The sequence below is a fragment of the Levyella massiliensis genome, assembly GCF_000308275.2.
Taxonomy (GTDB): domain Bacteria; phylum Bacillota; class Clostridia; order Tissierellales; family Peptoniphilaceae; genus Murdochiella; species Murdochiella massiliensis_A.
Genome location: NZ_HG529491.1, coordinates 438,589 through 450,817, shown reverse-complemented (window position 1 = coordinate 450,817; position 12,229 = coordinate 438,589). Strand labels below are relative to the sequence as shown.

At 53.6% G+C, this 12,229-nt stretch carries 9 protein-coding genes; all 9 read right to left on the bottom strand.

Features of this window, described 5'->3' with window-relative positions; all coding sequences use genetic code 11:
- Positions 1-4 precede the first annotated feature (4 nt).
- The 9 genes from BN98_RS06955 to ftsH all read right to left on the bottom strand — a co-directional run bounded on the left by BN98_RS06955 (position 5) and on the right by ftsH (position 12,168).
- Positions 5-283 (bottom strand): hypothetical protein, encoded by a 279-nt coding sequence (locus BN98_RS06955; RefSeq protein WP_019190749.1) that lies wholly within the window; start codon positions 281-283, stop codon positions 5-7.
- Positions 284-292: 9 nt separating this feature from the next.
- Complete coding sequence (locus BN98_RS06950) at positions 293-1,222, bottom strand: NAD(P)-dependent oxidoreductase (protein WP_019190748.1); 930 nt, start codon at positions 1,220-1,222, stop codon at positions 293-295.
- Between the two features lie 51 nt (positions 1,223-1,273).
- Entirely contained in the window at positions 1,274-1,957 is a 684-nt protein-coding gene (locus BN98_RS06945) for a ComF family protein (RefSeq protein WP_019190747.1), read from the bottom strand.
- Between the two features lie 9 nt (positions 1,958-1,966).
- Positions 1,967-4,153 carry an SF1B family DNA helicase RecD2 gene (recD2, locus tag BN98_RS06940; protein ID WP_019190746.1) on the bottom strand — a complete coding sequence of 729 codons (2,187 nt, stop codon included), beginning with the start codon at positions 4,151-4,153 and terminating at the stop codon, positions 1,967-1,969.
- 20 nt (positions 4,154-4,173) lie between these two features.
- Positions 4,174-5,439: a UDP-N-acetylglucosamine 1-carboxyvinyltransferase gene (murA, locus tag BN98_RS06935; protein WP_019190745.1), complete on the bottom strand. Its 1,266-nt coding sequence runs from the start codon at positions 5,437-5,439 to the stop codon at positions 4,174-4,176.
- Between the two features lie 19 nt (positions 5,440-5,458).
- Entirely contained in the window at positions 5,459-6,088 is a 630-nt protein-coding gene (gene upp / locus BN98_RS06930; protein ID WP_040942859.1) for a uracil phosphoribosyltransferase, read from the bottom strand.
- 1,363 nt (positions 6,089-7,451) lie between these two features.
- Positions 7,452-8,627 carry an L-threonylcarbamoyladenylate synthase gene (locus tag BN98_RS06925; protein ID WP_019190742.1) on the bottom strand — a complete coding sequence of 392 codons (1,176 nt, stop codon included), beginning with the start codon at positions 8,625-8,627 and terminating at the stop codon, positions 7,452-7,454.
- The gene (locus tag BN98_RS06920; RefSeq protein WP_019190741.1) at positions 8,624-10,279 is read right to left on the bottom strand and encodes a putative manganese-dependent inorganic diphosphatase; all 1,656 of its coding nucleotides are present in this window, start codon (positions 10,277-10,279) and stop codon (positions 8,624-8,626) included. Before BN98_RS06920 ends, BN98_RS06925 begins: the two co-directional genes overlap by 4 nt.
- On the bottom strand, positions 10,276-12,168 hold the full coding sequence (gene ftsH, locus BN98_RS06915) for an ATP-dependent zinc metalloprotease FtsH (RefSeq protein WP_019190740.1): 1,893 nt from the start codon (positions 12,166-12,168) through the stop codon (positions 10,276-10,278). The genes BN98_RS06920 and ftsH overlap by 4 nt, the downstream gene beginning before the upstream one ends.
- Between the last annotated feature and the right edge of the window lie 61 nt (positions 12,169-12,229).

Here is a 12,229-nt window from a genome sequence, read left to right as displayed (position 1 = left end):
TTACCTAGCTAACGAAGTTGCTGAAACGTGCTGCAACGCAATTTTCGGCGAATCCAAAATGCAACCATAAAAATGGTTCCGCCCAAAAGGTGTCTGCCTGGCGGCCGACGGTTATATAATAAGGAAGCCCGGCTTTGCCGGGCTTTAATAAAAATAAAAAAGGAAGGCGGCCCGAAAGGCCGCCTTCTGCTTCTTCTCTATTCGCCCGCTGCTGACGGGCATTGGCGTTGCTCAGCCGGCACAAGCGCCGGCGGGTAATAACCTTGCTCAGTCCGCAGGGCATTCACCTCCCTCAATCCGCCCAGGCGCAGGCGTGGGCAAAGACAATCTTGGCGCGCTTGATCATGGCTTCACGGGTAAAGTAGCCGATGTGCGGGGTGAGGAGGGTGTTGGGCGCGTGGAGGAGGGGCTCGGCGTCGGTGAGGGGCGGTTCTTGGTTAAAGACATCCACCGCCGCACCGGCAAGAACGCCATCGCTGAGGGCTTGGGCCAGATCGGTGGAGTTCACAATGGGACCGCGGGCGCAGTTGATGAGAATCGCGGATGGTTTCATCTGCGCAAATTCGCGGGCGGCAAGAAAATCTTTGGTTTCGGGGGTGCTTGGCAGGTGGACCGTGATGATGTCGGCGCGATGGAGGAGTTCGTCCAGGGGGACGTATTGAAGTCCGAGGGCTTTGACGTCGTCGTGTTCGGAGCGATTGGTGCCGATCAGGTTGGCGCCGAGGGCGGCAAAAAGTTGGGCAACGCGTTTTCCGATGTGGCCGGTGCCGATGATGCCGACGGTGCGGCCGGCAATTTCATTCCCAAGGAAGTCGGCGGCGCGGCCGCCGTGCCGAAGGGCTATGTCGGCTTCTCCCAGGCGGCGCAAGAGGCTAATGGTCATGCCGAGGACAAGCTCAGCAACGCCTTCGTCAGAGTAGCCGGCGGCATTGATAACCTGAATGCCCTTAGTTTCGGCTTGCGCCACGGGCACGTGATCCGTGCCGGTAAAAGCGATATTGATGTATTTCAGGTTGGGAGCGGCGTCCAGGACGGCTTCCGGCATGGGCGTATTGGCTAAAATGAGTTGGTCTGCATCGCCAAGGCGAGCGATCCATTCTTCGGGCGTGGCCGGCTTCGTGTCATAGGCGGTGAAAGTGTTGTTCCCATCGCGAAGCGGGGCGGAGAGAATGTCCAACAATTCTTTTGAAATATTTAACGGCTCCATCAATACGGTTTTCATAACAACTCCTTTCGTGGCATGGCGTGGCCATGTCGTGGCTGCCTTACGCTATCAATCTTTGGACGGGGTGTCTTTGCGTTCTTGTTCCTCCGGCGTCGGGTAACGCACGCAGGCTAAGGTGAGGCCGACGGCATAAAGACCGTTGGCATAGAGGGTGCTGAGGCCTTCCTGCATCGTGTGACCGGTGGTATAAAAATCATCGCAAAGGATACCGACGCCGGAAGGCGGTTGGCGGAGGGCATCGGGTAAGGGGCAAAATGCGCCTTCCACATTGCGAATGCGTTCCAGTGCGCCCGCCTTCTTTTGGGCACGGCGATGGCCGGCTTTTTCCAGCAATGGACGCAACGGAATGTGTAGGTCGCCGGAAAGGCGTGTGGCAAACGCTGCGGCCGGATTCGAGGCACGAAGCACTTCATTGCGATGGGTCTGCGGTATAAAGGATACCCAGCGCAGACGGGAGAGCAACGGGTGTTGCCGGACATAGGCGCTGAGCATGGCACAAAAGACGGATTCGTAGGCCGTTTGGCGCTGGAATTTATAGGCGCTGAAATGGTCGCGCAGGAAGCGATTATAAAAGTAGGCGCTGAAGGAATAAAAAGGGGGCGTGGTCGGCAGGCTGTGACAGGCGCCGACTGGTTCCAGGGCGTCGGTACAGGAACGGCAAAGACCGTAGGCGCCGTCAGCCACTTGACCGCAGAAGGGGCAGACGTCTTTGGAAAGAAATAAAAAGGACATGGCAACTCCTTATATTTCGCGATACCGCGTCAGAGCGTCGCGCAGACGTTCATCCAGCGATGCATTGCGTCGACGGGTGTAGTTGTTTTCGACCATGCGCTGAAGCGTTGCTGTATCGCCGACGCAAATGCATAGATTGCGGGCGCGCGTCATAGCGGTGTAGAGAATGTTACGGGTGAGGAGCATCGGAGCGCCGGGCACGATAGCAATCACGACGCAGGGAAATTCGGAGCCTTGGGATTTATGAATAGTGATGGCATAGGAAAGGTCCAGTTCGCGGAACTGCTTTGGTTCGTAGTGCGCCAGGCGCCCGTCATAATCCACGGTCATGGCATCGCCATCCGGATCGATGGCGGTAAGAACGCCAAAGTCTCCGTTGTAGACCCCTTCTCCTTCATCGCCATGAAGCTTCCATGGCAAGTCATAGTCATTTTTAATTTGCATCACCCGATCGCCTTCGCGAAACAGGTGATCGCCCACTTCCATTTCATTTTTGCCTTCGCGGGGCGGGTTTAATGCGCGCTGCAGGCGCTCGTTCAAGGTGATGACGCCGCATTCGCCCTTCTTCATGGCGGAGAGCACCTGAATGTCTTCAAAGGGAGAAAAGCCGTAATAGGCGGGCAGGCGGCGCGTGACGAGATCTTCGATGAGATCGGCGGCATCGCGCACATTGCGCGTGGGAAGAAAGAAGAAATCGCCGGCATCCTCGTTGGCCACGGGTGCTTGGCCGCGACGAACGCGGTGGGCATTTTGTACGATGCTTGAGCGTTCGGATTGGCGATAAATATGTTCGAGGCGCACGGTGGGAATGATGCCCGAAGCAATAAGATCATGCAGGACGTTGCCGGCGCCGACGGAAGGCAACTGATCCGTATCGCCCACGAGAACCAGACGGGCGGTATCGCTAAGAGCGGAGGTGAGGTGTGCCATGAGTTGCAAATCCACCATGCTGACCTCATCCACAATCACCGCATCCGCGTCCAAGGGGTTCTCGGCATTCCGTTCCGGAAGAGATGTTTCTTCCCCGCCGCGATAGCCGAGCAGGCGATGGATGGTCAGCGCTTCTCGGTCAGTGGACTGTTCCAATCGCTTTGCGGCGCGTCCAGTCGGTGCTGCCAGCGCTGTGGCCAAATGATTTTCATCAAAGAGTTCCAAGACCGCGCGCACGATGGTGGTCTTGCCGGTGCCGGGGCCGCCGGTGATGACTAAGACGGGTGATGCTGCCGCTTCAGCAATGGCCGCTTGTTGCTGTGCGTCGGCGGTGAGGCCGATAGCCCGCTGCAATGCCTCCAAGTCCACGGAAAGCGGCTCGCGCGGCTCCTCCAAGAGCGTCACAAGGCGCTGTGCCACGTCGTGTTCCGCTGTATCCAAGCGACGCAAATACAGTCGGCGGGTTTTCGTGTCGCGGACGAGTCTCTGCTTCAAAATCAGATCAAAGCATGCCTCTTCTTTTGAGGAAGGCACTTCGCCCAAGAGTTTCTCCAAGCCGCGATCCAGCTCCTTGTCCGTCAAATAGCAGGCGCCGTCGGAAAGTGCCGCGCGCTCGCAAAGATACGCAATCCCCGCTTTCGTGCGTTGTAAGGAGTCCTTTTGGACGCCGGTCTTTTGCGCAATGGCGTCGGCGGTGAGAAAGCCGATGCCTTCCACCTGATCCACCAATGCATACGGATCTTTCTCAATCTGTTCTTTGGCATCCTGCCCATAAACGCGATAGATTTCCTGGGCGGTGTGCGGACCGATGCCAAGCCCCTGGAGATAGAGCATGGTTTGCTGGGAGGCTTCTTGCGCAATGAGCGCTTCCTGAATTTCCGCGGCTTTCACGGGACCGATGCCGCGCAGCTGCAACAGAATGGAAGGCTCTTCCCGCAAAATCGTCAGCACATTCGTACCGTATTCTTCCACCAATTGGTGCGCACGTTTGGGACCGATGTGCGGAATGGCATCGGAGGCAAGATAGCGCTCCAACTGTTCTGTGGTCGTGGGCTCGATTTTTTGAAACTTTCTGACTGACAGCTGTTCACCGTATTTCGGATGGTAGACGAGATCGCCCTCAAAGGCCATATCCTCCCCTTCTGAAAGCGCAAAAAAAGTGCCTACGCAAGGGAGATCGCCATCCGGTGTGGACAGCACGCAAACGGTCCATCCACTCTCTTCATTGCGATAGCGGATTTTTGATACCGTTCCCTTCACTTGCATAGGCACCTCGTTTTTGATTGTTATTCGACAAAGCGCTCAATATCGGCGCCCAGTCCCTTGAATTTCTCTTCCAAATGGTAATAGCCGCGATCCAGATGGTAAATATTGTGGACTTGCGTTTCCCCATCTGCAACAAGGCCCGCCAAAATCAACGCAGCACCGGCCCGCAGGTCCGTTGCGTTCACTTTGGCGCCCACCAAATGATCCACGCCACGCACAATGGCTTCATTGCCATCCGTCACAATGAGCGCGCCCATTTTATTGAGCTCATCCACGTGCATGAAGCGATTCTCGAACACGGTCTCTTCAACGCGGCTTTGCCCTTTCGCAATGCACATCAGTGCCATGAACTGCGCCTGCACATCCGTCGGAAAGCCCGGATAGGGCAATGTCCGAATCTTCGTGGCTTTCAAACGCCCGTTGGACTGCACGAGAATCGTATCGTCATCATTATCTTGAATGGTTACGCCGACCTCTTGGACCTTCGCCAGAATCGGACGAATATGGTCGGAGAGAACGTTACGAATCTCCACGGTACCGCCCGTCATCGCCGCAGCCACAATGAAAGTGGAGGCTTCAATGCGATCGGGAATAATCGTATGACGCGTACCATGCAGTTTTTCGACCCCTTCCACTAGGATGGTCGAGGTTCCCGCGCCGCGTACTTTAGCGCCCATTTTATTCAAGAAATTCGCCAAATCCGTGATCTCCGGCTCCTTGGCGGCATTCTCAATCACTGTTTCACCTTTCGCCATGGTCGCCGCCATCATGATATTTTGCGTCGCACCAACCGAGGGAAAATCCAAGTAGACCTTGCCGCCGACTAAACCGCCATCCGGCGCTTTTGCCCCCACGGCATCCGGCTCTTCATCGATTTCTGCCCCCAACGCCTTAAATCCCTTAAGATGTAAATCCACCGGTCGTTTTCCGATATTGCAACCGCCGGGCATCTTCGTATAGGTGCGTCCCAAGCGCGTTAAAAGCGGCCCCATCACAACAAATGAGGCACGCATCCGATTCATAAGCTCCCCCGGCGTGACCGTTTTGGTCACCTTCGACGCATCAATACGAATGGTTTCCTTATCCAAATACTCCACTTCCACGTCCAGGGCGCGCAATACTTCAATCATGACTTCCACATCTTTTAAGGGCGGCACCTGTTCCAGAATAATTTCTTCCGTCCCCAACAGCGATGCGGCAAGAATCGGCAAAGCGGCATTTTTCGCGCCACTGATCGTGACAGATCCTTTCAACGGGCCACGATTGCGCACACGAATATATTCCATAGAGCCTCCTACCTTATCTTTACTTCGTGCCAAACAGACGGTCTCCGGCGTCTCCCAAACCCGGCAGAATATAGGCATCTTCGTTCAATTTCCGGTCCATCGCTGCTAAAGTGATATCCACATCCGGATGCTTTTCCTGTACCAGCTTTACGCCTTCCGGCGCACCAATAATGCAAACCGCATTAATTTTCTGGCAGCCGGCCTCTTTCAAAAAGTCGATGGACGCTACCATAGAGCCACCCGTTGCCAGCATCGGGTCCAACACGAAAATATCGCGATTGGCAACGTCTTGCGGCAATTTCAAATAATACTGCACCGGCATATGAGTGCTCGGATCCCGATACAGACCCACATGTCCGACCTTGGCCGTCGGGACGATATCCAAGAAGGAATCCACCATGCCCAGACCGGCACGCAAAACCGGAACAATGCAAAGTTTCTTGCCCGTCAAACGGTACCCCGTTGTCGGCTCCATCGGCGTCTCCAACGCGTATTCTTCCAGCTGCAGTCCCCGTAACGCTTCGTAGGCCTCCAACAGAGCAATTTCCTTGACCAAATGACGAAACTCATTCGTTCCGGTATTTTTATCCCTCAATATAGACACCTTGTGTTGAATCAGCGGATGATCCAGTACGACCAACTTTCCCATCTTGTCCCCCTTTCCGGGTGTTTTTTTTAATTTTATCACAGAATGGACAGGGACGCCGCCTCCTTGCAAAGATTCACGGGAAGCGAGGGGATGGTGGGCTTTTGGGGGGTGATGGGGCTTGCGGCCGGAGGGCTGGAGGCAAGGACGGCTTTTCGCACTTTTGCCTTTTTCCCCCGTAATGAGCGCCGGTTTTACGGCGGCTTTTCGCACTTTTGCCTTTTGCGATAATTCCATTCATGTTTATATATGAGGAAGACTCCTTCAGCGATGTTATAAGAAGGAAGGCGGCCCAAAAGGCCGCCCTCCTTTTTTTCTATAGCCGCCCGCCGCAGGCGGGCACCTTCTCTTACAAACCGCCGGCCGCAGGCCGGCTCCTTTCGGCGCTGCGGGCGCCATATCAAAGTGCTGCGCTAGCGGCGCTTTTTTTACCGTGCCTTTTCCCATTTTTCCCAAAAGGCACGGTAGCATTCGACCTTCACGCCGCTTTTTTACCGTGCCTTTTCCCATTTTTGTCAAAAGGCACGGTAGCGTTCGACCCTCACGCCGCTTTTTTATACCGTGCCTTTTCCTCTTTTTGCCAAAAGGCACGGTAGCATTCGACCTTCACTCCGCTTTTTTTACCGTGCCTTTTCCTCTTTTTCCCAAAAGGCACGGTAGCGTTCGCTCTTCACGCCGCTCTTTTTACCGTGCCTTTTCCTCTTTTTGCCAAAAGGCACGGTAGCGTTCGACCTTCACGCCGCTTTTTTTACCGTGCCTTTTCCCCTTTTTGCCAAAAGGCACGGTAGCGCACACACCTTCATCCGCCCTTTTTTACCGTGCCTTTCTCTCTTTTTGCTAAAAGGCACGGTAGCGTTCGACCTTCACGCCGCTTTTTTTACCGTGCCTTTTCCACTTTTTGTCAAAAGGCACGGTAGCATTCGACCTTCACGCCGCTCTTTTTACCGTGCCTTTTCCTCTTTTTGCCAAAAGGCACGGTAGTTTCAGCCAATCCGCCAATTTTTTATACCGTGCCTTTTCCTCTTTTTGCTAAAAGGCACGGTAGCGTGCACCACTCCAATCAGAGCCATGTCAAACCGCGATACCGGTGGGAACCTTCTCTTATCCCTCGCTTGGCGGCGAAGAGGAGAAATTCGCCCTGCGGCGTTCTTTTTTATCAAAATAATCGCCCTGCGGTGTTCTTTTCATCAAAATAATCGCCCTAGGCGTTCATTTTTATCAAAAAAAAATGGCGCCGACGCATTCATTGTTTTATCAAATCAATGGCGCTGACGCGTTGCTTGTTATATTGAAATAATTTCGTTGACGGGCTTATTGCTGAAAGGAAACTATCGATTGTTGCCTTATACATTAAGGCAAAAAAAAATCAGGAAACGTGGATAATATTGCCGCCGGCGGATTTCATCAGGCGATTCATGATGGCTACGCCATAGCCTTGCGGCCGTATGCCCATGACAAAGATTTCGTCGCACTTGGCGCGGTCCAGTTCCCGCATGAGACGAAAGATTCTTTGGCCCATGGTATCGATGAAGGTACCGTTGCCCATGGAGCGGATTTCTGTGTTTTTCGCGGGTAAGGTATCGCGTAGATACTGGGCGCCTTGATTGAAAACCATAAAGCCGACTTTTTTGTCCATGGCTTCCCGGAGATGGAAATCCTCCACCATGCGCTTCAATACTTTGGTATCTTCGCCGGCATAGATGGTCACGAGCGCTTTTGGGGCATAGTGGCGATACTTCATACCTGGCGATTTCGGCGGTGCTTGTTTCGGATCTCTCTTGCTGTGCCGTGCCGCTTCAGGCGATTCCAGCGCGGAAAGATTTTGATATTCGAGTGCGGGGTCGAGACGCACGCCAGGGAAATAATTATTCAGCATGCTGAGCGGATAGAAGCCGGGGCGCAGTATGGTCGGGATGGGTTCCGTTAAATCCAATACGGTAGATTCCACGCCAATATCGCAGGCGCCGCCATCCAAAATGAGCGGAATGCGTCCCTGCATATCCTCCAAAACATCGTAAGCCGTCGTCGGGCTGGGGCGTCCGCTGCGATTGGCGGAAGGGGCAGCAATGGGCGTATCCGCTTGTGCAATCAGCGAGCGCGCAACTTCGTTCACAGGCATACGAATAGCAACCGTCGGGCCACCAGCGGTTACTGCGTCGGGCACAAGATCGGATTTCTCGAAAATAAAGGTGATGGGACCCGGCCAAAGGCGGGCGAACGCCGCTTTATGAAGCGGATTGACATAGGTAACCAAAGGGTCGAGCATGGCTAAGTTAGCAATGTGCAAAATGAGAGGGTTGTCCTGAGGACGTCCCTTTGCTTTAAAAATTTTAGCTACCGCTTTTTCATTTAAGCCGTCGGCTCCCAGGCCGTATACGGTTTCCGTCGGGAAAGCGACGACTTCCCCGGCTCGAATCAGTTCCGCTGCTTCCGCAATGGTGGGCGCCGAGGCGCGCGTTGCCGGCAATACCCGCGTCATAAAGAGCGGAATCACGTTAAAATCGTCATCCTCGTTCGGATCCAAGCCGTCAAAAAAACTCATCGATTCTTCTCCTTTGCTCGACTGATTGCTGCGGTCAGCTTTGGCACCAGTTGCTTCTTACGGGACAACAAGCCGATGCCGGGAAAACAATGGTCTTGCAGTTTTTCGTGAAATTCCTGTGCAATTTCTTCTGCGAAAGCTCCATCGATAAAAATCAGGGAGTTCTCGGCAAAAATATCCGTCACCACCAACAGATACGTTTCTAAGCCCTGCTCTTTACGCAGTTGCTGCATGGAGCGTATCAGTTCCGGTTCCATTTCCTTGAGACTGTCACTGTTGAGCGTAAACACTTGCGCGACCTTGACCTTGGAGCCTTCAATATCAAACGGCTTTACGTCGCCCGTCAATAGATCAATCGGATCTTTGCCCGTTAGGTCTGTACCCGCGCGGAACATTTCCATCGCATATTTTTCAACATTTATCCCGGCAATGGGAGCCAGGCGTTCCAGTGCCAATCGGTCCAAGTCGGTCGTGGTCGGGGAACGCAACAGAAGCGTATCAGAAATAATAGCAGAGCACATCATGCCTGCTGCTTCTCGTGACGGGCGAACGCCCTGCTCAAAGTACATCTGCGAAATAATCGTGGAGGTACAGCCCACCGGCATGACGCGAAAATAGATGGGCGCCGCGGTATTGACATTGGCCACGCGATGGTGGTCGATGATTTCCAAAATATCCGCGCGATTCAGATCCGGCACGGATTGTGTGGATTCATTATGGTCCACTAATATGATCTTCTTTTTCGGCGTATTGATCAAATGATAGCGACTGATGGAGCCCACGACTCTGTCTCTTCCGTCAAGCACCGGGTAGGAGCGAAAGCGCGTTGTTGCCATGATTTCCTGTACTTCATCCAGATATTCCGAGAGATGAAAAGTCACCAGATTTTCGGAGGTCATCAGGAAACGAACCGGCACCGCCTGCGGCAACAGGCGCGCCGTGGAATAGGTGGAATTCGGCGTGCGCAGCACCGTCACGCGATACGCTTTGCACAGTTCCTCCATGCCCTCGGCCAGCTCGGCATTGTTGGTCAAAATCAAGACCGAGGCGCCGATGCGAATGCTTTCTTCCTGCGCTTTTGGGCGATCCCCCACCACGACAATATCATTTTCCGCAATGATTTCGTTGATATGATCCATGGCGTGAATATGGATGGATCCGCTACGCTCCCGCGGCTTCTCCGGCCAATAGACGATCTGCCCTGATAGCACTTCAACAATGTTTTCCAGCGGTGTCTCCGAGCGTCCCAAAATATTGTCGTTCCACACCGTCGCATACGAATTCGTGATATTGGACAGTGAAATGACGCCCAGCAATTTTTGATCGTCGTCCACGATGGACAGCGAGTTTTGATGATTTTCCTGGATAATCTGGGTGGCGCGCGCTAACGTCGTCGTTGGTGAAATACCGTAACTGGTATCGATATTGATTTCGGAAAGCTGCGCCTGCATGGTATCACGGAAAATTGGCGATTTCACACCAAAATAGTCTAGGGCAAAACGCGTTTCCTGATTGATATCACCGAGGCGAATGGGTACCGCCTCATAATCCGTCGTGCGGTTTTTCAGTTCGGCATACGCAATGGCGGAGCAGATGGAGTCTGTGTCTGGCACCTGATGCCCACTGATATACAGAATTTCGTTGTGCTTCATTCCTTCTCCTTTGTTTCTTGAAGGGGCTTTTCCGCCTCATTCTCCTCTGCCACGCGAATGGGCTCTTTCCCGTTTTCCACGCGCGTTTGATTCAACAGCTCCATGAACTCTTCTCCCGTAATGGTTTCGCGTTCCAGTAAGAATGAAGCGATGGCATGCAGTTCCTTTTCATTTTCTTTCAGGATCGTAAGCGCCGTCTCGTGGGCTTTTTTCAGAATTCCCGCCACACGCGCATCCACATCGGCTGCCGTCGCATCCGCCGCCATCAATGCCGTATCCTCGCTAAGATAGGGGCTATTCACCGTTTCCAGCGCCATGAAATCAAACGCATCGCTCATGCCAAAGCGCGTCACCATCGCGCGTGCCATCTTCGTGGCGCGTTCAATATCATTCGAGGCGCCCGTGGTTTTCGTATGGAAGATCAGCTCCTCCGCACTACGGCCACCGGTGAGCGTAGCGATGTCACGGAAAATATCGTCGCAGGTCATGATGACTTTTTCTTCTTCATCTACTTGCATAGTATATCCCAGCGCACCCGACGTACGCGGAATAATTGTGATTTTCGTAACCGGTGCCGTTTCCTTCTGAATGGCTGCCACCAGCGCATGACCGACTTCATGATACGCAATAATCTTCTTGTCCCGATCCGTAATGACGGCGTTTTTCTTTTGCTGACCGGCGATGACCGTTTCCACGGATTCAATCAAGTCCTCGGTTTCCACCACATCGCGCCCTTCACGCACCGCACGCAGCGCGCCTTCATTAATGATATTGGCCAAATCTGCGCCGGACGTGCCGGCCGTCATGCGAGCCACCTGCTTAAAATCCAGATCATCATGCGTTTTAATCTTCTTCGCATGCACGCGTAAAATGGCTTCTCGACCACGAATATCCGGCAGCTCCACCCGAATCTGTCGATCAAAGCGCCCCGGACGCGTCAACGCCCGATCCAAAATTTCCGGTCGGTTCGTTGCCGCCAAAATTACAACGCCGCTGTTGCCCTCAAAACCGTCCATCTCGCTCAACAGCTGATTCAACGTCTGTTCGCGTTCATCGTTGCCACCAATCCCCGCCGTATCGCGGCGTTTGCCGATCGCATCAATTTCATCGATAAACACGATGCACGGCGCTTTTTTCTTGGCTTCTTTGAACAAGTCGCGCACCTTTGCCGCACCCATGCCGACGAACAGCTCCACAAACTCCGAACCCGACATGGAGAAGAATGGCACATGCGCTTCACCGGCCACTGCCTGTGCCAGCAATGTTTTTCCGGTTCCCGGAGGCCCTACGAGGAGCACGCCCTTCGGCGATACCGCCCCGATTTCACTGTATTTTCCTGGATTTGACAAAAAGTCCACCACTTCCAGCAATGAATCCTTGGCTTCATCCTGTCCCGCCACATCGGCAAAACTCTTGCCACTCTTGGCTTTCACATAGACCTTCGCATTCGACTTGCCGAAGCTCATCGCTCCTGAACCCTGCACCTGCGTGATGATGCGCCGTCCCATGTACCACAGAAGGCCCAATGGCAACAAGAACGTCAGCAAAAATCCCAGCAGCGGATTGGGCGTCGTCGGTATTTCCGCCGTGTACTGCACGCCCTTCTCCTCCAGCTTCTTGGTCAAGTCCTCACTCTCCCACGGGCCGGTCTTCATCTTCACGACGCTGCCGTTCTTTTGCTTCACTTCAAAGGTGTAGCCCGTTGCACTCTTCTGCACCTTATTGACTTTCCCTTCGTCCAACAATTGTACAAACGAGGAGTACGCAATCTCTTTCACGCGGCTCTCCGTAATCATCGGGCTGATAATCAGCTGAATAATGATAAGCACCACAAAAACGGCTAAGTAGTAGTAAATTATTGGTCGCTTCTTGTTGTTGTCATCTTGCATATTTTCCTCTTCCTTTCAGCTTTTCTATCCGAATCGCAAGCGCGTCGCGCTTTTATCCCCT